Source organism: Ralstonia edaphi (genome assembly GCF_958350185.1).
GTDB classification, from domain to species: Bacteria; Pseudomonadota; Gammaproteobacteria; order Burkholderiales; family Burkholderiaceae; genus Ralstonia; species Ralstonia edaphi.
This window is the reverse complement of record NZ_CATWHI010000004.1, coordinates 107,976-129,958: the sequence shown is the minus strand read 5'-3', so window position 1 is coordinate 129,958 and position 21,983 is coordinate 107,976. Positions and strand designations below refer to the sequence as shown.

The window sequence follows — 21,983 nt, the reverse complement described above, 5'->3', positions numbered from 1 at the left end:
CGTGTCCAGTCCGTCGGGGCAGCCCTCATGTGTCTTTTGGCTGCCCCGTTGGCCACCGCTGCGGCGATTGACCCCGTTGCTCCGGTGGCCCTTTCTATGCCCGGTGCATCAGCGGTTGCGGCAACGGAGCGGGTGACGCTGCAGCAAGCCGTTGAGCGCGCGGTGCAGACACATCCGGCGCTGGCCGCTGCGGGCTATGAGGTGGCCGCCAGCGAAGGCGCGCTCGACCAGGCCCGTCGGTTGCGCAATCCCGAAGCGGCCTTTACGACGGAAGACGTCCGCCGCGACCGCGCCACGATGACGGCGCAACTGAATATCCCGTTGGAACTGGGCGGCAAACGCGGCGCCCGCACACGCGCCGCAGAAGTGGCACGCGACGCCACCGCGCAGGATGCTGCCGTGCTGCAGGCCGAGCTTCGTGCAGATGTCACGCGTGCGTTTTTTGATCTCGTGATTGCGCAGGAGCGCGTCGCGCTTGCGCAGGCGTCGGATGCGTTGGCCGCCCAGGCTGAATCCGCCGCCGCGCGCCGCGTGCAGGCAGGCAAGGTGTCGCCGGTGGAGCAGACCAAGGCGGGCGTGGCACGCGCCAGCGCCGCCATCGAACTGCGCGACGCGAATGCCGAGTTGCGGGTCGCCCAACGCGCCCTGGCGGCCTTCTGGGGCGCGCCTTCTGCCGCGCCCGAAGCCGACGGGAGCGCAGAGACGCTGCCAGTCGTGCCGCTCGAAGCACGTCAGGCCACCGGCACGCTGGAAAACACGCCCCGCGCCATCCGCGCCCGTCTGGAAATCGACCGCCGCCAGGCACTCGCCAACGTGGAGCGCAGCAAACGCGTGCCGGATGTAACGCTCACGGTGGGCGCCAAGCGCGACAGCGCCGCGAACAACAACATGGCGGTGCTCGGCATTGCCGTGCCGCTGCCGTTGTTTGATCGCAACCGGGGCAGCCAGCTTGAAGCGCAGCGTCTGGCCGACAAGGCGTTTGAAGACTACCGCGCCCTGCAGCTTGAACAGAACGCCGCGCTTGCGCAAGACGTCGCGCGGCTCGACGCGGCGCGCGCCGCCGTGCAGTCGCTGCGGCAAGACGTGCTGCCCGGCGCGCAGCGCGCGTATGACGCGGCACGCATCGGCTTTGATGCCGGCAAGTTCAATTTTCTCGATGTGCTGGACGCCCAGCGCACGCTGTTCCAGGCGCGCGCGCAATACCTGGCTGCGCTGTCGCGCGCGCATCAGGCGGCTGCCGGCATCGATCGCATCCTCGGCCGGTAGTGCGGCCTTTCTCTTTCTGCAGACATGACACTTCCACCGCAACAACGGCGCGCCATCGCGCTCATCGTCGTGTTAGGCGCGCTGGCCGCTGCCGGGCTATGGCTTGGCATGGGCGCGCGCCAGACTGGCACGTCCGAAGCTGAAGCGGCGCCTGCAGCCGCCACCGAGCAGGCCGAGGCACCTCACGCCGAGACGCTTGCCATGACGGCCGAAGCCATCGCCAATGCAAAGATCGGCGTGGATACCGCAGGGGCTGCCGAGTTGCGAACAGAGGTTGTCCTTCCCGGCGAGATCCGCCTGAACGAAGACCGCACCGCCCACGTGGTGCCGCGCGTGGCCGGTGTGGCGGAGAAGGTGGCGGTGGAACTGGGCCAGCCCGTGACGCGCGGCCAACTGCTGGCTGTGCTGTCCAGCCCCGCGCTGTCGGATCAGCGCAGCGAACTGCAGGCCGCTCAGCAACGCCTTGCGCTCGCGCAGGAAACGCACGCACGCGAAAAGCGCCTCTGGGAGCAGGGCATCGCCGCCGAACAGGATTACCAGCAGGCGCGCACATCGCTGCAGGAAGCGCGCATTGCTGCGGACAACGCCCGCCAGAAGCTGACGGCCATTGGCGCAGCACCGGCGGGTTCGGCGCTGAATCGCTTCGAGTTGCGTGCGCCGTTTGATGGCGTGGTGGTCGCCAAACACCTGTCGCAGGGTGAAGCCGTGCAAGCGGAGACAGCCGTTTTTACCGTGGCGGACCTGCGCACCGTGTGGGCGGACTTTTCCGTCACCGCCAAGGACCTGGAGGCGGTCACCACCAACGCTGCCGCCACCGTGCGCGCCACGGCCACGGGCACCGCCGTGCAAGGCAAGGTCTCATACGTTGGCGCATTGCTGGGCGAGCAGACCCGCACCGCGCCCGCCCGCGTCACGCTTGACAACCCGAAGCTCGCTTGGCGGCCCGGCATGTTCGTCAACGTATCGGTCGAATCGGGGCGCGTGCAGGTGCCCGTGGCCGTGCGCGCCGATGCCGTGCAGACCGTCGATGAGAGACCCTCGGTGTTTGTGCCCGTGCCCGCAGGCTTTGAAGTGCGCCCCGTCAAAACGGGCCGCACCGACGGCACCTGGACGGAGATTCTCGAAGGGCTTCCCGCCGGCACGCGCTACGCCGCGACCAACAGCTACGTGCTGAAGGCCGAAGCCGGCAAGTCAGCCGACCACGGTCATTGAAAGGAGGCGCCATGTTTGAACGCCTCTTGCGCACCGTCATCGCCCAGCGCTGGCTGGTGCTGCTGGCCGTGTTGGCCGCCGCCGCGTTCGGCGCGTACAGCTATACGCGTCTGTCGATCGACGCGGTGCCCGACATCACCAACGTGCAGGTGCAGATCAACACGCCGGCACCGGGCTATTCGCCGTTGGAAACCGAGCAGCGCATCACCTACGCGCTCGAAACCGCCATGGCCGGCTTGCCGAAGCTGGAGCAGACGCGCTCGCTGTCTCGCTACGGCCTGTCGCAGGTGACGGTGATCTTCAAGGAGGGCACCGACATCTATTTCGCGCGCCAGCTGGTGAGCGAACGCCTGCAGGCCGCAAAGGAACAGTTGCCCGACGGCATTTCGCCTAGCATGGGGCCGGTCTCCACCGGCCTGGGCGAGATCTACCTGTGGACCGTGGAGGCCGATGCCAACGCGCGCAAGCCGGACGGCACCGCTTACACCCCCGCCGACTTGCGCGAGCTGCAGGACTGGGTGATCCGCCCGCAGATCCGCAATGTGCCCGGCGTGACGGAGGTGAACACCATCGGCGGTTTTGCCAAGGAATTCCTGGTGGCGACGAGCCCCGAACGCCTGGCGTCGTACAAGCTCACGCTGGCCGATGTGGTGACCGCGCTGGACCGCAACAACGCCAACGTCGGCGCTGGCTATATCGAGCGCAAGGGCGAGCAGTACCTCGTGCGTGCGCCCGGCCAGTTGCGCGATGCAGCGGACATCGGCAACGTCGTGCTCGCCAGCCCGAACGGCACGCCGGTGCGCTTGCGTGACGTCGCCAGCATCGAAAGCGGCAGCGAACTGCGCACGGGCGCGGCGACCAGCAATGGGCGCGAAGTCGTACTCGGCACGGCGTTCCTGTTGATGGGCGAGAACAGCCGCACCGTCTCGCAGGCCGTGGACAAGCGCATGCAGGAGATTCGCAAGACGCTGCCGGCGGGCATTCGCGTGGAGTCGGTGTACGACCGCACGGTGCTCGTCGACAAGGCCATCGCCACGGTCAAGAAGAATCTGCTGGAAGGCGCCATTCTCGTCATGGCGGTGCTGTTTCTCTTCCTGGGCAACCTGCGTGCAGCCGTGCTGACGGCGCTGGTGATTCCCTTGTCGATGCTGATGACGTTCAGCGGCATGGTGTCGGCCAAGGTAAGCGCCAACCTGATGAGTCTGGGTGCGCTGGACTTCGGCATCATCGTCGACGGCGCGGTGGTGATCGTCGAGAACTGTGTGCGGCGCCTTGCGCATGCGCAGGAATTGCGCGGACGCCCGCTCACGCGCGCCGAGCGTTTCGACGAGGTATTTGAAGCCGCCCGCGAAGCGCGCCGCCCGTTGCTGTATGGCCAGCTCATCATCATGGTGGTGTACCTGCCGATCTTTGCGCTCTCGGGTGTCGAAGGGAAGATGTTCCACCCGATGGCGATCACGGTGGTGCTGGCGCTGGCTGCGGCCATGATTCTCTCCATCACGTTTGTACCGGCCGCCGTGGCGTTGTTCATTGGCGAACGCGTGGCCGAGAAAGAGAACCGCCTGATGGGTTGGGCGCGCCGCATGTATGCCCCGCTGCTCGAACGGGTGCTGGCTGCGCCTGCCGTGGTGTTGACGTTTGCCGCGGTGGCGGTGTCGGTCTCGGTGGTGGCCGCCACGCGCCTGGGCGCGGAGTTTGTGCCCAATCTGAACGAAGGCGATCTTTCCATCCAGGCTATGCGCGTGCCCGGCACCGGCCTGGCGCAATCGCTGGACATGCAGATGCAGATCGAGCGCACGCTCAAGACGAAGTTTCCCGAGATCGAGCGTGTGTTTGCGCGCACCGGCACCGCAGAAGTGGCGACCGACGTGATGCCGCCCAGCATCTCCGACGGCTACATCATGCTCAAGCCCGAGCGCGACTGGCCGGCCGGCCCCGATGGCAAACGACGCAACCGGGAGCAGTTGCTCGCGGACATTCGCTCCACAGTCGAAGCGCTGCCCGGCAACGCGTACGAGTTCTCACAGCCGATTCAGTTGCGCTTCAACGAGCTGATTTCGGGCGTACGCAGCGACGTGGCCGTCAAGCTCTTCGGCGACGACATGAGTGTGCTGGAAGCCCAGGCCACGCGTATTGCGGCGCAGCTCGGCAAGCTGGCCGGCGCTGCCGAGGTGAAGATCGAACAGACCGGCGGCCTGCCTTTCCTCAACGTCGACATCGATCGCGACAAGGCCGCGCGTTATGGCCTCTCCATCGGCGCGATTCAGGACACGGTGTCCGCTGCCATCGGCGGGAAGGATGCGGGCACGGTGTTCCAGGGGGACCGTCGTTTCGGCATCGTCGTGCGGCTGCCGGAAGCCGCGCGCAGCGACCCGGCCGCGCTGGGCCGCCTGCCGCTGGCGCTGCCCAACGGGCAGGGTTACGTGCCGCTTTCCGATGTGGCCACGCTCAACGAGGTGACCGGCCCCAACCAGGTCAGCCGCGAAGACGGCAAGCGCCGCATCGTCGTCAGCGCCAATGTGCGCGGGCGCGATATCGCCTCGTTCGTCGAAGAAGCGCAGGCGGTGCTCGATGCGCAGGTGCGCCTGCCGGCCGGTTACTGGATGGCGTGGGGCGGGCAGTTCGAGCAATTGCAGTCGGCCACCGGGCGCCTGCAGATCGTGGTGCCGCTGGCGCTGGCCATGGTGTTCACGCTGCTGTTCATGATGTTCGGCAACCTGAAGGACGGCTTGCTGGTGTTTTCCGGCATTCCGTTTGCGCTGTCGGGCGGGATCCTGGCGCTGGCGTTGCGCGGTATTCCGTTGTCGATTTCCGCGGCGGTGGGCTTCATCGCGCTGTCGGGCGTGGCGGTGCTCAACGGGCTGGTGATGCTGAGCTTCATCCGCAGCCTGCGCGAGAGCGGCAAGCCCGTCGACGAGGCCGTGCGCGAGGGCGCGCTAACGCGCTTGCGCCCGGTGCTGATGACCGCGCTGGTGGCGTCGCTGGGCTTCGTACCCATGGCACTGGCAACCGGCACGGGCGCGGAAGTGCAGCGTCCGCTGGCCACGGTGGTGATCGGGGGGATTCTGTCGTCGACGGCGCTGACGCTGCTGGTGCTGCCGGTGTTGTATCGGCTGGCCTATCGACGGGACGCTGGGCGGGAAGGTGTTACGGCGCGGGCAGAGCCGGCGGTGCCATCCGCCGCGCCGTAACGGTGGTGCTTATTCGGCCTGCAGTGCGGCGATGATCTTCTCAGCGTGGGCCTTCAGCTTGTCGGTGTCGGCCTGCACGCGGGCGTGCGGTTGCAGCGGGGTGTCGCTGTAGCGCGGCAGCACGTGAAAGTGCACGTGCGGCACCGTCTGCCCGGCAGCGCTGCCGTTGAGCTGGAAGATGGCAATGCCCGGCGGCGTGAATGCGGCGCGCACGGCGCGCGCCAGCTTGCGCGTGGTGCGGATGGCGGCCGATGCGGCATCGTCGGACAGGTCGAACAATTCCGCTGCGCCTTCCTTGGGCAGCACCAGCACGTGGCCGTCGGCCTGCGGCATGATGTCCATGAAAGCGATGGTGTGATCGTCTTCGTACACCTTGATGCACGGCAGCTCGCCACGCAGGATCTTGGCGAAGATGTTCTGGTTGTCGTAAGTCGCGTCAGGCATGGGTGTCTCCAGTAGGCGGGAAATGCACGGGAAAGCGCTGCGCGAAAGTATATAGGCGACCGGCGGCGACGCGCGTTGCGCAGGTTTGGCACAGATCAAGCCGGCCTGTCGTCGACTGATAGCGGCGCAGCCACATGTTCCAGCGGCTTGCGCTCGGCCGCCGTTCCCCAGCGGGCCTGCACCGCAGCTGCAAGCAGCATCAGCACCGCGCCGAATGCGTAGCCGCCAAACACGGCACCGCGCGAGTGCGTGTCGATCAACCAGCCGAACAGCGCAGGCCCCGCCACGCCGCCCAGCCCCGTGCCGACGGCATAGAACAGCGCGATGGCCAACGCGCGCACTTCCAGCGGAAAGGTCTCGCTCACCGTCAGATACGCCGAGCTGGCGGCGGCCGATGCGAAGAAGAACACCACCGTCCACGCGATCGTCTGCGTGGTTCCATCGAGCACACCGGCCTTGAAGAGCGCGCCACTCACCAGCAACAGCAGGCCGCTGATCGCATACGTGGCGGCAATCATCGTTCGCCGGCCCACTACGTCGAACAATCGCCCGAGCAGCAGCGGCCCCAGAAAATTGCCGAGCGCAAACGGCAGCAGGTATGTGCCCACCTTCGTTGCGGGCACGTCATAGAAATCGGTCAGCACCAGCGCGTACGTGAAGAAGATCGCGTTGTAGAAGAACGCCTGCGCTGCCATCAGCGCGAGGCCCACCAGCGCACGTTGCCGGTGCTGCACGAACAGCACGCGGGCCACTTCGGCCAAGCGAGGATGGCCGCGGCTGCGCATGCGCAATGCGGGCAGTGGCGCGGTATCGAAGCGATGGCCGCGCGATGCAATCTCGCTTTCGATGTCGCGCACGATGGCCTGCGCTTCTTCATGCCGGCCGCGCGTGATGAGCCAGCGTGGGCTTTCTGGAATCCAGAAACGCATGACCAGAATGATGAGCCCCAGCACTGCGCCGATGAAGAAGCACAGCCGCCAGCCCGTATCCACGCTCAGGTGTGCGGGGTCCAGCAACCACAACGAGGCGCCCGCGCCCAACGCCGCCCCGACCCAGAACGTGCCGTTGATGGCGAGGTCCGTCCAGCCGCGCACGCGTGCCGGCGTCAGTTCCTGAATGGTCGAATTGATGGCTGCGTATTCGCCGCCGATCCCTGCGCCCGTGAGCACACGAAACACGACGAGGCTGGCAAAGCTCCACGAAAACGCCGTGGCGAACGTGGCGAGGATGTACACGCCCAGCGTGATGAAGAACAGCTTGCGGCGGCCGAGCCGATCCGTCATCCAGCCGAACAGCAGCGCGCCGAATACCGCCCCGATCAGGTAGGCACTGCTGGCAATGCCGACCTGCGCATTGGTGAGATGCAAGGCGGGGCTTTGCTTGAGGGTGCCCGCCACGGCACCGGCCAGCGTCACCTCCAGGCCGTCGAGCAGCCACGTAATGCCCAGCGCAATGACCACGCGCGTGTGAAAGCGGCTCCAGGGCAGGCGATCGAGCCGGCTGGGCAGGTCGGATGTGTGGAAGGCTGGCGATTCGGGCATCGCGGCGCACTCGGAGGGGAATGCGCCCCAAGCAGCACGAATTATTCCCGCGCAGGTGTGCCCGAATCTTCTTGCGGTGCGCCGGCGAGCAGCGTGTCTTCAAAGAAGCGGCGGCGCGCGTCCTTGTCGGGCTTGCTGCCCTGGTGCCAGAGCGTGGCCTCCGACAGCTGGTAGGCGTACAGCATGAAGGCGCGCGTCTTGGCGTCCTTGCGCGTAAAGCCGATCGCCTGGAAATGCTGGACGTAGTAGTCCATGCGGTGTTCGTCGACGGCTTCGACTGCCTCTTGTGCCATCGGGTCGCGCCGCGCCCAGGCGCGGATGGCGAATTCGATCATGGCGGTGCGGCGCGCGCTGCGTCCGCGAAACGGCAGCGCGAGCAGATCGCGCACCAGGCCCTGCACCGATGCGTTCTGCCGCTCCAGCTTGGGGCCGATGCGCGTGCGCTCGCTCCAGTCTTGCAGCACCTGGTGCAGCAGGTCGTCGCGGTTCTTGAAGTGCCAGTAGAAGCTGCCGCGCGTGACGTCCAGCTGCTTGGCGAGCACATCCACGCGCACCGCATCGATGCTCTTGGTGACGAGCAGATCGGTGGCGGCGCGCACCCAGTCGTCGGGCGTGAGCTGGGCACGCGGCGCGGCAGGGGCGGAGGTTTCGGCATCGACGTCGACGGCAGCGTCGTGTTCGTCGATCAGCAAGGAAGGCTTGGGCATGAAGGCGGATTCTAGTCCCGCTGACACGGCTGTCCAGCGCTTAAATCATGCTGAGGCCCCCAGGTTTGCGCGGGTTGACACGGCAACAAACGCCCTCCTACCATGCACATACGTTTGTGTATGGAAGGATCGAGCTACCGTAAGCCTCGGTTTGCGGTTTAGTACAAGAACCATGCTCGACGATGCCTTCTGCACGGCGTCTAACGATAAGACATCAGGAGACATTTGCATGAAGGCATTCCGACTCGCGCTGTGCGCGGCGGCAGCAGTTGGCACATTTGCGGGCGCATTCTGCCCGAGCACCGTCCACGCCGAGACCGTCAAGATCGCGTGGATCGATCCGCTGTCCGGGCTGATGGGCGCGCTGGGCCAGAACCAGCTGCGCAGCTGGCAATACGCCGCCGATCTGGCCAACCAGCAGAACTGGAGCGGCAACGGCACCAAGTTTGAAGTCGTCGGCTTTGACAACAAGGTGTCACCGCAAGAAAGCCTGACGATCCTCAAGCAGATCACCGACCAGGGCATCCGCTACGTCGCGCAGGGCGACGGCTCCAGCGTGGGCATGGCGCTGCAGGACGCGATCGCCAAGTACAACGACCGCAACCCGGGCAAGGAGATCATCTATCTCAACTACGCCGCGGTCGATCCGGACATGACCAACAGCAAGTGCAACTACTGGCACTTCCGTCTGGACGCCAACTCCGACATGAAGATGGAGGCCCTGACCAGCTACCTGGCCAAGGACCCGAACATCAAGAAGGTCTATCTGCTGAACCAGAACTACTCGTTCGGGCACCAGGTGGCGCGTGCGGCCAAGGAATACCTCAAGCGCAAACGCCCGGACATCCAGGTGGTGGGTGAAGACCTGCACCCGCTGGCACAGGTGAAGGACTTCTCGCCGTATGTCGCGAAGATCCGGGCATCGGGCGCCGATACGGTCATCACCGGCAATTGGGGGAGCGACCTGGCGCTGCTGATCCGTGCGTCGAAGGATGCGGGCCTCGCCACCAACTTCTATACGTACTACGCAGGCACCACGGGTGTGCCCACGGCGATGGGGGCCTCCGGCGCCGACCGCGTGAAGGTCATCAGCTACTTCGCCCCGAACGACGGCAACGCGAAGACGAGCGCCGTGCTCGACGGCTTCAAGAAGAAGTACAACGACGACTTCTTCAACGCCGATGTCTACACCGGCATCGCCTTCCTGGCCAAGGCCATCAAGACCAGCGGTTCGGCGGAGCCGGCCAAGGTGGCCAAGGTGATGGAAGGCATGACGGTCGATGGGCTCAACGGCCCGATCGAGATGCGCAAGACCGACCACCAGGCCCAGCAGACGCTGTACGTGACCACCTGGGTCAAGGCCGACGGCAAGAAGATCAAGTACGACCAGGAAAACACCGGCTACGGCTGGCGCACCGACGTCACGCTGGAACCGCACCTCGCGGCCCAGCCGACGTCGTGCCAGATGAAGCGTCCGGCGTCGTAACCGCGTGATGGAGGTGTCCCGGGGTCAATTCCTCAGACCGGGGACACCACGCCTGTGCCCGCCAGGTGTCCGCGGGCGTTCTCCAGAAATCGATCCACCGTCGCCTGCACCGATTCCGGCGACCAGCCGGCAATGTGCGGCGTCAGCACGACCTGCTCCAGGTCCAGCAGCCCGGCCGGCGGCTTGGGCTCGCTCTCATACACATCCAGCCCCGCGCCCCCCAGCTTGCCTGAGCGGATGGCGGCTTCCAGCGCCGCCGTATCGACCACGCTGCCGCGCGCAATGTTGACCACGTAGCCGTTCGGGCCCAGCGCTTCCAGGATCGTCTGGTTGACGAGGTGTTTGGTCTGCGCGCCGCCGGGCGTGGCAACGATCAGGAAGTCCGCCCACTCCGCCATGTCCTTGAGCGCATCGAAGTAGCGGTACGTCACGCCTTCGCGCGGCTTGCGATTGTGATAGCCGATCTGCATGTCGAACCCTGCTGCGCGGCGCGCGATCTGCATGCCGATGGTGCCCAGGCCGACGATGCCCAGACGCTTGCCGCATACGCCGGGTTGCAGTGGAATGTCGTCGCGCCAGACGCCGTTGCGTGTGGATCGATCGAGTTTGGCAATGCCGCGCACGGTGGCCAGCAGCAAGCCAAAGGCGTGGTCGGCCACGCAGGCGTCGTTGGTGCCGGCGCAGTTGGCTACCACCACCCCGCGCGCCCGGGCGGCCTCCACGTCGATGTTCTCGTAGCCGGCGCCCAGCGCGCAGGCAAGTTCCAGCTTGGGCATTGCAGCCATCTCCGCGCCCGTCAGGCCCGTCGAGCCATTGGTGAGCACGATACGGACATCCTGCCCGTGGCGGGCGATGGCGGCGTCGCGTTCGGCCCGGGTGGGCGCATGGATGACGTGGAAATGTTCAGCGATCTGCGCCACGTTGTCGGGCGTCATCGCGATGAGGAGCAGCAGGGTGGGTGACATGGGATCAGGAGAGAGGGCGGGCGGCATGAACGGGCGGGACCCCGCAGGGAGGTGCGTCGCACGGCGCTTGGCGATGATAACGCGCGCTCCTGGGCCTTGCTCAAAGCCACGCCGGCCATGCGGTTACACCCCGTTACCGATGAGCGGTTTTGGTTGCACGGGTTTGCAAGGCGGCGGCATAGACTTTGCGGCAAGAGGCGCATGGCCGCAGGCCGCAGACGAGACTGCCGGTCGGGCCCAGACGCCTCGCTCACAAGACGGGATTCATCATGCAAGCAACGAACAAGTCGGACCGTGCAGGGCGGGCAGCGCGTTGGGTGGCAGCGACCGCATTGGCGGCCGTGGCAGCCGGGCTGACAGGCTGCGTGACAGCGCCGGCCTACCCCGGATACGGCGCGGGCTACGGGGCAGGCTATGCCGCGGGCAGCAATGCGTACGGCAACAGCACCGGCCCGACCACCTACAGCAGCGGCTATACGAGCGGGTACGACAACACGTACGGCAACGGCTACGGCAGCTACGGCCAGAATGCTCCCCAGCCCTATCCGCAGCCGCAGCCGACATACTCGCAGCCGAACTATTCGCCGTATCCGAACAACGGCGACCCGTCTTATCAAGCGCCGGCGGACAACCGCTACGGCGTTGTTGAATACGTCGAAGCGGTGCCGGTGCGGGGTCAGGCGAGCGGCGTGGGTGCCGTGCTCGGCGGCGTGGTGGGTGGCTTGCTCGGCCACCAGGTGGGCGGCGGACGCGGCAACACCGTGGCCACCATCGGCGGCGCGGTGGCGGGTGCCATGGCGGGCAACGCCGTGGAAGGCAACACGGTGGTCGGCCAGACGTACCGCGTGACGATGCGGCTGAACGACAACTCGCGTATCACGCTCACGCAGAACAACCCCAACGGCCTGCGCGTGGGCGATCGCGCCCGCATCGAAAACAACATGGCAGTGCCGTACTAGCCACATCGCGCATGGGAGGTGCCCGCACCGGCTTCAGAAACGGCGCGGGCCGACCGATATAGCGGAGGCGATAACCCCGCGGTGATTCCCATGCTCAATCGACTTTCCATCCGTTTCCGACTCAACGCAGCGCTGGCGCTCTTGGCCGCGCTACTGGTGGCCACCGGCACCATCGGCGTGGTCGGAATGCGCGCATCTGACGCGAACATCAACGAGATCTATTCCAATCAGCTCGCTTCGACCTCGCTGGTCGGCAAGTCGCAGCTGAATGCGGCGATCGTCCGTACAACACTGGATCGCGCTGTCTTCCATCCGGATGCGGCCGATGTACCGGCCATCCTGGACAAGGCGAACGGCTACCGCGCCAAGTCTGACGACGCGTGGAAGCAATACAAGGCGCTGCCCATGAGCGCGGATGAAACGCGCCTGGCCGCCGACATGGAAGTCAAGCGCAACGCGCTTTTCCATGACGGCATCGAGCCGTTGATGAACGCGTTGCGTGCCCGCGATGCCGCGACCGCCGACAAGGTGGTGATGACCGTCATCCCGCCGCTGTCCGTGGCGCTGTCTGCCGCTGCCGACGCGCTGGACCGCAGCCAAGTCCAACAGGCCAAGGCAGCCTACGAAAGCGCGGCCGCGCGCTCGCATGCCTTTCTGATGCTGATCGTCGGCGCCATCGTGGTGGGCATTGCGGCGGCGCTGGGCTGCGCATTCGGCCTGCACCGTGCGATCTCGGTGCCGCTGTCTAAGATGCTGGGCCACTTCAGCGCGATCTCGAACGGCAACCTGACCGAGCGCATCACCGTCAGCAGCAAGGACGAAATGGGTGCACTCACGCAAGGTCTCATCGACATGCAGAACGGCCTGATCCGCACCATCGTGACGATGCGCGGCGGCAGCGAATCCATCGCCAGCGCCACCAAGCAGATTGCGGCCGGCAACATGGACCTGTCGCAACGCACCGAAGAACAGGCGTCGTCGCTGGAAGAAACCGCGTCGAGCATGGAAGAGCTGACGAGCATCGTGCGCCAGAACGCCGACAACGCGCGTCAGGCCAGCCAGCTCGCGGGCAACGCATCGGACATCGCCGTCAAGGGCGGTGAAGTGGTGGGCCGCGTGATCGAGACGATGTCGGGCATCAACGACAGCAGCAAGAAGATTGCCGACATCATCGGCGTGATCGAAGGGATTGCCTTTCAGACCAACATCCTCGCGCTGAATGCCGCAGTGGAAGCTGCGCGCGCAGGCGAGCAGGGCCGTGGGTTTGCGGTGGTGGCCGGCGAGGTGCGCAGCCTGGCGCAGCGTTCGGCCACGGCAGCGAAGGAAATCAAGGAGCTCATCAGCGATTCGGTTGGCCGCGTTGAGAACGGCTCGACGTTGGTGACCGAGGCCGGCGCGGTGATCGACGAAGTGGTCGTGGCCGTCAAGCGTGTGACCGACATCATGGGCGAGATCAGTTCCGCATCGGACGAACAAAGCGCTGGTATCGAACAAGTCAATCAGGCCGTCACGCAGATGGACGAAGTGACCCAGCAGAATGCCGCGCTGGTGGAAGAGGCAGCGGCGGCTGCGCAATCGCTGGAAGAACAGGCCGGCGTGCTGCGCGAGGCGGTGGCGTCGTTCCGTTTGCCTGCGGCGGGCGCCCACGCTGAACCTGTGCTGGCGCCCGTGGCCGCGAAGGCGGCGCCTGTTGCATCGACTGCATCCGCCGTGCCGAGCCACATCGCTAAACCGGCGGCGCGCAAACCTGCCGTTGCGACGGCGCGGGTGGCACGCAAGCGCCCGGCTGTGGCGGCAAAGCCTGCCGCTGTGCCGGTTCAGGACGCGAAGGCAGCGCCTGCCGCGGCGGCCGAGCCCAAGCCGGGCAAGCTTGCCTTGGCTGCGGTCTCCCACGATGCCGACGACTGGGAACAGTTCTGACGCACAAGCCGACACGCCGATCCGACAAGCCGCGCCCTGAGCGCGGCTTTGTGTTTCAGCGCTGCAACCGATTTGCGCAATTGCTTGGGCCGATGTTGCCACCCCCCGCCGGCGATTCGCGCGATCACGTCGCCGGCATTCGGGAAGACCGAGCGGTCTGCGCGCTCAGGCGCGCCATTCCTCCGGCAGATCCTTTACGCATAAGGCTTTGCAGCACGTGTGCCGTTGCGTGCTGCAGTCCATCCGCCAACATGCGCCCCGTGCCGGCGGGATGCGCTTCCTGCTCGCCTAACCCAAACACCCTGCACGTGATCCCCCCGCGCCTCCGTCATTCGTAGGGAGGCCTTGTCCTCTGCCCGGACGAACGACTCACCTTATCCGATGGCGTTGCATGCCGTGGCGTTGAACTTGCCACCCTCGCCGCCCGCATCTTGCGTTCACGCATGCAACAACCCGGCGTGTCAGGCACGCGTCTGAAGACGTAGGTGGCGTGCTGCACCGCATAACCGTGCGCCTTGGCGGGCGTTGGTATGGTCCTCGCGTTCCCCCTCGCGGGAAGCAGGCTAGAGGGCGACACATCAACCGGATCGGCAGCAGGCGATCGGGTCGGATGCCACGGCGCAAAGCGGTTGCGTCGCACGTCGAAAAAGACCTTGGGGGAAGCATGAGCGCCACAGCGCAAGGCGGGGGGTACGCCGGACACTGGCAACGCGCCCGTAGGGCCGCGGCAGGGGAGCAGCCATGAGCGAACTGTCATGGGAGCTTTACCTGGCGTTGCTCAACACCCTGACGGTGGCGACCACGCTCGTCATCTTCATCAGCACTGCCGACGATTTTTTCCTCGATGCCTTCTACTGGGTGCGAGAGCTGTGGCTGTGGCCGCAGCGTGGGCGCACGCCGGTCACGATCTCGGCGCAGTCGCTGCGCGAGCGCGAAGAGCAATGGCTCGCCATCATGGTGCCGGCGTGGAAGGAGTACGACGTCATCGCCAAGATGGTCGAAAACACCCTGGCGACGATGGAGTACACGCGCTTCATCATCTTTGCCGGCGCGTACCGCAACGATGCGGAGACCACCACAGAAGTCGAGCGCATGGTGCGCCGCTACCCGGGCCGCGTGGTGCGTGCTGCCGTCACGCACGATGGCCCGACGTGCAAGGCCGACTGCCTGAACACCATCATCCAGACCATCATCCGGCACGAGGCGGGCCACGGCATCCGCTTTGCGGGCGTGATAATGCACGACTGCGAAGACGTCATCCACCCGCTGGAACTGAAGTATTTCAACTACTTCATCGTCGATCAGGACCTGGTGCAGCTGCCGGTGCTCTCGCTTGAACGCAAGTGGTACGAGTGGGTGGCCGGCACGTACATGGACGATTTCTCCGAAACGCACCAGAAAGACCTGGTGGCGCGCCAGGCACTGACCGGCACGGTGCCCGGGGCGGGCGTGGCGCTGTGCTACAGCCGCCGTGCCATCGAAGCGGTGATGAAGGTGCGCGGCGATTCACCCTTCAACACCAGCACGCTGACGGAAGACTACGATTTCAGCTTCCGCCTGCGCGAACTCGGCATGCGCGAAGCGTTCGTGCATTTCCCGATCTGCGAGAACGCAGAGCCCGCGCAGAACGCCGAGGGCAAGACGCGTACCCGCTGGCACCTGGGGCGGCGCAAGGGCACGCGCCCGCAACTGCTGGCCACGCGCGAGTACTTTCCGAGCACGTTCCGCACGGCCTATCGGCAGCGCGCCCGCTGGGTGCTTGGCATTGCCTTCCAGGGTTGGCTGCAGATGGGCTGGAACGGCAACCTCATCACGCGCTACATGTTCTTCCGGGACCGCAAGGGCGTGCTGACCGCGCTGTTCTCGATCCTGGCCTACGTGCTGTCGCTGAACTACCTGGCGCTCGGCGCGCTCTCGGCCAAGGGTGTGTTGACCATTCCGGATGGCACGTTCGTGGTCGGCAGCATCTGGATGCAGGATCTGCTGGCCGTCAACGCTGCGTTGCTCGTCAACCGCCTGGCACAGCGCATGTACTTTGTTGGTCGGCTGAACGGCCCGCTGCAAGGCGTGCTGTGTTTGCCCCGGCTGGTGGTGAACAACTTCATCAATTTCTTCTCGGTATGCCGGGCGTGGAAGATCTTCCTGATCTACTGCCTGACCGGCAAGCCCATCGCCTGGGACAAGACGCAGCACACGTATCTGTCGAACGACGCGCTGGGCCGCACGCGCTGCAAGCTGGGCGAAACGCTGGTCAAGTGGGAAGTGCTTACGCAGGCGCAGCTGGATGCCGCGCTCGCCATCCAGCGCCAGACCGGGCGCCGGCTCGGGCAAGTGCTGGTCGAGCAGGGTTTGGTCACGCCAGACACGCTGGCCGATGCGCTGGCCGAGCAGGTCGACCTGCCGCGCGTGAGCCTGACCAACGTCGTGCTCGGTGCGCTGGCCGATTGCCTGCCGCGTGACCTGGCTGTGCGGCATCACGTGGTGCCGTTCTCGATCGGCGAAGACGGCTCGCTCAACATCGCCGTGTCGGAGTTGCCCAACGGCGAAGTGCTGGAAGAGCTGGCCCGTGCGGCCGGTCGCAAGGTCGCGTGCTTCATGGCATGCGATCACGAGATGTCGGCCGAGCTGGCGCAGATGGCCGACCCCAACCGCCGCACCACGGTCGTATTCGGCCCGGCGGCGCATTCGGCCATGCTGGCCGTCGAATCCATGACGGGCGCCGGCCCAGGCGTTGCAGCCGGCACGGCACCCGCACCCGAGGCTTCCACCATCCCCCCGATTCCTGTGCCGCCGGACTTGCCCCCTGGGCCAGACCCGCGGCCGAACCCATCTGTTGCGGGAGGTGTGGCATGACACACGAGAGAGCCAACCGTTTAACCGTGCGCCGTTTGCGCTGGCCGATTGCCGCGGCAGTGTGGGCGCTGTGTCATGGCGTATCGCTGGCAGAGCAGCCTGCGCCGTTGCAGCCCGATGCCTACTTCCGCGCCGACCGCGCCTATCGCGCCATCGAGGCCAACACGCTCGACGATGCCGAGGCCGCCACGCGCGCGGCTTTGGCTGTGCAGCCCGACAGCCTGCAGTTGAACCTGCTGCTGCTGGATGTGCTCACGCGCAAGGGCCAGTTGGATGCGGCACGCGCGCAGGCCGATGCGTTGCTGCAGAAATATCCCGACGAGCCACGCGTGTATGCGCAGCACGGGTTCCTCGCGCAGAAGGCCAACGACCCCGCCGTGGCCGAACAGGACTTTGCACACGCCGTGCAAGGCACCGACTGGACCGCGCAGGAGCAGCGCAACCTGCATCTGGCCTGGTCGGACAGTGCGTACTCCGCCAAGCATCCGCAGGCTGCCATCGATGCGCTCAGCGGCATGAAAGACCAACCCGATGCCGACGTGCAACTGCGCCTTGCGCAATCGCGCCTGCAACTGGGCGACCGCGACGGCGCGACACAGGCTGCCACGCTGGCTGCCGAACATGCGACCGATCCGGCGCAACAGCGCTACGCCAAGGCGCTGCTTGCCCAGGCGATGGCGCCCGAAGGGCAGGGCGACGCGGCGTCCGCCAATGACCCGCGCGTGGTCGGCCAGCGCGAGTTGAACGAAGCCTACAGCCACTTGCGCGCGCGTGACGACCGCGCAGCGCTGGCTGCGTTCCAGCGCGGATTTGCTACGGGGCAGGGCAACTGGACGCACTACGCCGATGCCGCCTACGCAGCCAAGCGCCTGGGCGACAACCCGACCGCCATCAAGCTCTTCCGGGAAAGCCTCGACCACGCCGATGCCGATGCGAAGAGCGACACCGGTGGCAACGGCGACGACCGCCTTCCGCCCGACCGCCGCTTCGGCTACCGGCGCGAAGTCGAGCAGATGCAGCGGACCTTCGGCGTGGTGCTCTCTGGTGCGTATCAAACATCGGCATTCGGTTTGCCCAACACCGTGAGCGCAGGCCAGGCTGGCGCAGAGGTGTACTGGCAGCCGCCCGGCATCGGCTACCGCGATGGCAGCATCTTCCAACTCTTCGTGCGCGGCTATGACAGCGTGTACGACCGCAACGGCAACACCGGCCTGCCGACCGCGCAGGGCTCGGTGGGGGCGCGCTACAAGCCGATCAAGGACATCAACCTTGTCTTTACCGCCGAGCGTCTCTTCCGCATCGGGCAGCTGACCACCAACGACACGCTGCTGCGCATTGGTTTTTCGACCGACCAGGGCCTCGACCTGCAAGTGACCAAGCCGCGCTGGCAGACCTGGCAGGTGTTCGGGGAGGGCGCGTACTTCCTCAACCAGGGCCGCATGATCATCAGCACCGAGATGCGCTACGGACACACGTGGCTGCTCAACTCGATCAGCGATCGCCTGACGGTCTATCCGCACGTCGTGCTGGCAGGCGATCACGACAACAAGGCGATCGGGCAGCGGTTGGCCCTGGGTGTTGGCCCAGGCATCAACTTCCGTTACTGGTTTCGCGAGTCGCAGTATGCGGCGCCGGCCAGTTGGCTGGATTTGACCGTGCAGTACCGCTTGCCATTGACGCACGCGGATCGAGCCAAGGGGGTGGTCGCGCGCGCCATTCTTTGGTTCTAAGGCAACGCCGGATTCAAGCAGACCCCAGTCAGAGGTGTCGCAGATGAAACGTTTTTGACCGCCGAGGGAAACGGGTAACGAAGAGAAACAGCAGCGACGTCCGCAGGATGGCGTCACTGCGCCATGGCGCGTCAAAGCGGGACGCTTGGCACGGCCTTCGCTCAATGGCGAAGTCTGCGCCGGCGTCAGAAGCGACACGTTCGTCGTCGCGCTTTGCGTGCGCCGATGCAGATGACTGGGGGGAATCATGACAGGGAAAATTCTGACCGTATTCGGCACGCGCCCGGAGGCCATCAAGATGGCCCCGCTGGTGCAGGCATTGCAGGCCGAGGCAGGCTTTACGTCGGCGGTATGCGTGAGCGCGCAGCACCGGCAGATGCTGGATCAGGTGCTGGAACTCTTCGGCATCGTGCCGGAGTTTGACCTGAATCTGATGCGGCCCGGGCAGACGCTGTCCGACATCACGTCCAACGTGCTGGGCGGTATCGACGGCGTGCTTGATGCCTACAAGCCCGATGCCGTGCTCGTCCACGGCGACACGACGACCACGCTGGCGGCAAGCCTCGCGGCGTTCTACCGGCGCATTCCGGTCGGGCATGTGGAGGCGGGTCTGCGTACCGGCAACATCTGGTCGCCATGGCCCGAAGAACTGAACCGGCGCGTCACCGATTCCGTGACCACCTGGCACTTCGCACCGACGGCCGAATCGCGCCAGAACCTGCTGGACGAGGGCATCGACCCGGAGCAGGTCACGCTGACCGGCAACACCGTCATCGACGCGCTGCTCGCAGTGAAGCAACGGCTCGACGACGATGCCGACCTGTCGGCGCAGATGGCCGCGCGCTATCCGTTCCTGGAGGCAGGGCGCCGGATGATCCTGGTGACGGGCCACCGCCGCGAGAACTTCGGCGAGCCGTTCGAGAACTTCTGCGTGGCGCTGCGCGTGCTGGCGGCGCGTCATCCGGATGTGCAGGTCGTGTATCCGGTGCACCTGAACCCGAACGTGCAGCAGCCGGTCAACGCCATCCTTTCCGGCCACGACAACGTTCACCTCATTGCGCCGCAGGACTACCTGCCGTTCGTCTACCTGATGGACCGCGCCTACCTGATCGTCACCGATTCCGGCGGCATCCAGGAAGAGGCGCCCGCGCTGGGCAAGCCGGTGCTGGTGACGCGCGATACCACCGAGCGCCCCGAGGCGGTGGCGTCCGGTACCGCGCGGCTGGTGGGCACCGATACGCAACGCATCGTCGACGAAGCAGAAGCGCTGCTGTGCAACGCCGCTGAATACGAACGCATGGCGCAGGCCCACAACCCGTATGGCGACGGCCACGCCTGCCGGCGCATTGTCGATGCGCTGAAGCGCGCCTTCACCACGCAGCCGCAGAAGTTGCCCCGCGGCCCGCAACTCATTCGCAAACCGGCCACCGAGGCCGAAATCATCGATCTGGAAGCGGCGCGTGCCACCGCGCAAGGGTCGTCAACACAGCACCGCCTGAACGGCTAGGAGGCTTTGATGAAAGCGAAGCAAATCGGGGGCGGCGTGTTGGTTGCCTCCGCACTTGTCGCCGGTTGGCTGATCGTCGCGCCGCCGGGAGCCGGGGATGGCGGCATACCCGCCATCGTGACCGGCGCGACAGACCAGCGCAGCCCGGGCGCCGAGACGGACAAGAAAGCTCCGCCCCCCGCGTCTTCCAAGGCGACGGCCACGGCTGCGTTACCCGAGCAGCGCACCTTTGTTGCAACAGCAACACCCCGGCCCGTGACCGGAGGCGGACGCGCCTACGGCTATGGCGTCATGGATGAGAACGGACAGGTCGTCCCACCGCCACGCACGGTGGTCATGACTGAAGTCCGTCCCGGCATACCGGAAAACGAGACGACAGGTACAGACCGCGGCCACGATCGTGGCCCCAACTTCAACCTCGGGCTCTACCGCCAAGCGGACGGCTCGTTCTATCGCCCATGATTGCCATGAGTCGGAGAGTCATCATGAAGACATTGCTTCGTAAGTTCCTGTGCGCGCTCGTCTTTGCGGGCGGCCTGCTCGGCCTATCGCTGACAGGGCCAGCGCAGGCGGCCACCTGCACGATCGGGCTCGGAACCATCTGTGTGACGGTGGGCGGCACGACAACCACGAGCACGCCGGCGCCGATGCTGGTGTTGTACGACGCGCCGCCAAACGATCAGTACACCAACCTGGGCAAGTCGTACGCGATCATGCTGTACAACCTGCTCGCGCACTTCAACACCACCATCACGCTGCTGCCCGTGCAGAACTACACGGCCGGCATGACCGAGCAGTACACCGCGATCTTCTACATGGGGAGTTACTACAACAACCCCATACCGGCGGCGTTCCTCTCGGATGTGACCACCACGCAGAAGACCGTGGTGTGGTTCAAGTACAACCTGTGGGAGCTCGCCTGGAATACGGCGTATCCGTTCACGTCGCGTTACGGCATCAACTTTGTCGGGCTGCGCGGCATGAACGCCGCACCGTCGGCAAGCGCGCCGAATCCCGGCTTCTTCGATACGGTGTCGTACAAGAACCAGACCATGACGAAGTACTACGCCTTCAATGCCACGACGGGCGTGGTCAGCGCGGATCCGGACATTGGCGTCACGTCGGTGGCCGATCCCACCAAGGCCAGCAGCGTGGTGACGATCAAGAATTCCGTGACGCAGGAAACAGCGCCGTACGTCATCCGCTCAGGCAACTTCTGGTACGTGGCCGACATGCCGTTCTCGTATATCGGGCCGCGTGACCGCTACCTTGCGATGTGCGACATGCTGCATGACATCCTCGGTACCAACGCGCCTACGCTGCACCGCGCGCTGGTGCGCCTGGAAGACGTCAACGCCACCAACACGGTCAGCTCCATCAATACGCTGACGGACTACCTCTACAGCAAGAAGATCCCGTTCTCGATTGCCACCATCCCGCTGTACAAGGACCCGAACGGCGTCTACAACGGCGGCGTGTCGCAGACGATCCACCTGGTCAATGCAACGGGGCTCAAGTCGGCGCTGAATCATGCACTGCCGCGCGGCGGGAAGATCCTGATGCACGGCTACACGCACCAGTACAGCAACATCCCGAACCTCATCAACGCGGTCAGCGCAAACGACTTTGAATTCTGGCTCGCCACGCAGAACCGCCCGGTGAACGAGGACTCGACGCAATGGGCAGCTGGGCGATTGTCTTCGGGCTTGCTGGAGTTCCAGCTCAATGGCTATGCGCCCTTTGCCTGGGAGGCGCCGCATTACCAATCGTCTCCGCTGTCCATCAAGGCCGTGCCGCAGTACTTCAAGAACACTTACCAGCGCGTCGTGTATTACACATCCGATAATCCGCAGACCTTGAACTCGAGCACCGCGGGGCATGATTTCTCGGTCGGCCAGTTCTTCCCCTACATCATCCAGAAGGACTACTACAACCAACGCATCATTCCGGAAAACCTCGGCAACGTGGAATACAACATCTGCAATATCGATCCGTCGTCCTGCCTGACGTACACCGCGCAGGACATCCTCACCAATGCGACGTATGCACAGGTGGTGCGCGACGGCTTTGCCTCGTTCTTCTTCCATCCGTTCTGGCTGGAGCCGGAGCTGGGCACACCGGGCTATACCGACTTCCAGACCATCATCACGGGTATCACCAGCATGGGGTACACCTGGGCGGATGCGAGCACGGTGAAGTGAC

The 21,983-nt window shown here is 65.5% G+C and carries 15 protein-coding genes; 11 read left to right on the top strand and 4 right to left on the bottom strand.

What is annotated here, in order from left to right; translation table 11 throughout:
* The first annotated feature begins 96 nt into the window (after positions 1-96).
* Genes R2669_RS15400 through R2669_RS15390 form a run of 3 tightly spaced genes read left to right on the top strand, consistent with a single transcriptional unit; the run spans position 97 to position 5,669 of the window.
* Positions 97-1,266, top strand: a complete 1,170-nt coding sequence (locus R2669_RS15400; RefSeq protein WP_316901029.1) for a TolC family protein — start codon at positions 97-99, stop codon at positions 1,264-1,266.
* Positions 1,267-1,290: 24 nt separating this feature from the next.
* Positions 1,291-2,478, top strand: a complete 1,188-nt coding sequence (locus R2669_RS15395) for an efflux RND transporter periplasmic adaptor subunit (protein WP_316901027.1) — start codon at positions 1,291-1,293, stop codon at positions 2,476-2,478.
* Between the two features lie 11 nt (positions 2,479-2,489).
* Positions 2,490-5,669 carry an efflux RND transporter permease subunit gene (locus R2669_RS15390; RefSeq protein ID WP_316901025.1) on the top strand — a complete coding sequence of 1,060 codons (3,180 nt, stop codon included), beginning with the start codon at positions 2,490-2,492 and terminating at the stop codon, positions 5,667-5,669.
* A 9-nt stretch (positions 5,670-5,678) separates the two neighbouring features.
* On the opposite strand, the gene R2669_RS15385 is transcribed toward R2669_RS15390, so the two are convergent.
* The 3 genes from R2669_RS15385 to R2669_RS15375 form a co-directional block, all read right to left on the bottom strand.
* Entirely contained in the window at positions 5,679-6,113 is a 435-nt protein-coding gene (locus R2669_RS15385) for an HIT family protein (protein ID WP_316901023.1), read from the bottom strand.
* A gap of 95 nt (positions 6,114-6,208) precedes the next feature.
* Positions 6,209-7,654 carry an MFS transporter gene (locus R2669_RS15380; protein ID WP_316890756.1) on the bottom strand — a complete coding sequence of 482 codons (1,446 nt, stop codon included), beginning with the start codon at positions 7,652-7,654 and terminating at the stop codon, positions 6,209-6,211.
* Between the two features lie 41 nt (positions 7,655-7,695).
* Positions 7,696-8,361: a TetR/AcrR family transcriptional regulator gene (locus R2669_RS15375; protein ID WP_316890757.1), complete on the bottom strand. Its 666-nt coding sequence runs from the start codon at positions 8,359-8,361 to the stop codon at positions 7,696-7,698.
* Between the two features lie 229 nt (positions 8,362-8,590).
* Here R2669_RS15375 and R2669_RS15370 point away from each other — a divergent pair, with 229 nt between their 5' ends.
* On the top strand, positions 8,591-9,847 hold the full coding sequence (locus R2669_RS15370) for a branched-chain amino acid ABC transporter substrate-binding protein (protein WP_316874551.1): 1,257 nt from the start codon (positions 8,591-8,593) through the stop codon (positions 9,845-9,847).
* A gap of 32 nt (positions 9,848-9,879) precedes the next feature.
* On the opposite strand, the gene R2669_RS15365 is transcribed toward R2669_RS15370, so the two are convergent.
* Positions 9,880-10,812 (bottom strand): 2-hydroxyacid dehydrogenase, encoded by a 933-nt coding sequence (locus tag R2669_RS15365; RefSeq protein WP_316901022.1) that lies wholly within the window; start codon positions 10,810-10,812, stop codon positions 9,880-9,882.
* 269 nt (positions 10,813-11,081) lie between these two features.
* Here R2669_RS15365 and R2669_RS15360 point away from each other — a divergent pair, with 269 nt between their 5' ends.
* The 7 genes from R2669_RS15360 (at position 11,082) to R2669_RS15330 (ending at position 21,982) form a co-directional block, all read left to right on the top strand.
* Positions 11,082-11,771: a glycine zipper 2TM domain-containing protein gene (locus R2669_RS15360; protein WP_147215367.1), complete on the top strand. Its 690-nt coding sequence runs from the start codon at positions 11,082-11,084 to the stop codon at positions 11,769-11,771.
* Positions 11,772-11,861: 90 nt separating this feature from the next.
* The gene (locus R2669_RS15355; RefSeq protein ID WP_316901020.1) at positions 11,862-13,691 is read left to right on the top strand and encodes a methyl-accepting chemotaxis protein; all 1,830 of its coding nucleotides are present in this window, start codon (positions 11,862-11,864) and stop codon (positions 13,689-13,691) included.
* Positions 13,692-14,432: 741 nt separating this feature from the next.
* Entirely contained in the window at positions 14,433-16,544 is a 2,112-nt protein-coding gene (locus R2669_RS15350) for a glycosyl transferase family protein (RefSeq protein WP_316874548.1), read from the top strand.
* On the top strand, positions 16,541-18,274 hold the full coding sequence (locus tag R2669_RS15345) for a bacteriophage N4 adsorption protein A (RefSeq protein WP_316901018.1): 1,734 nt from the start codon (positions 16,541-16,543) through the stop codon (positions 18,272-18,274). Before R2669_RS15350 ends, R2669_RS15345 begins: the two co-directional genes overlap by 4 nt.
* Before the next feature lie 247 nt (positions 18,275-18,521).
* Positions 18,522-19,781 carry a non-hydrolyzing UDP-N-acetylglucosamine 2-epimerase gene (gene wecB / locus R2669_RS15340; RefSeq protein ID WP_316901016.1) on the top strand — a complete coding sequence of 420 codons (1,260 nt, stop codon included), beginning with the start codon at positions 18,522-18,524 and terminating at the stop codon, positions 19,779-19,781.
* 9 nt (positions 19,782-19,790) lie between these two features.
* Entirely contained in the window at positions 19,791-20,243 is a 453-nt protein-coding gene (locus R2669_RS15335; protein WP_147215358.1) for a hypothetical protein, read from the top strand.
* A 23-nt stretch (positions 20,244-20,266) separates the two neighbouring features.
* Complete coding sequence (locus tag R2669_RS15330; protein WP_147215356.1) at positions 20,267-21,982, top strand: DUF2334 domain-containing protein; 1,716 nt, start codon at positions 20,267-20,269, stop codon at positions 21,980-21,982.
* Position 21,983: the final 1 nt, after the last annotated feature.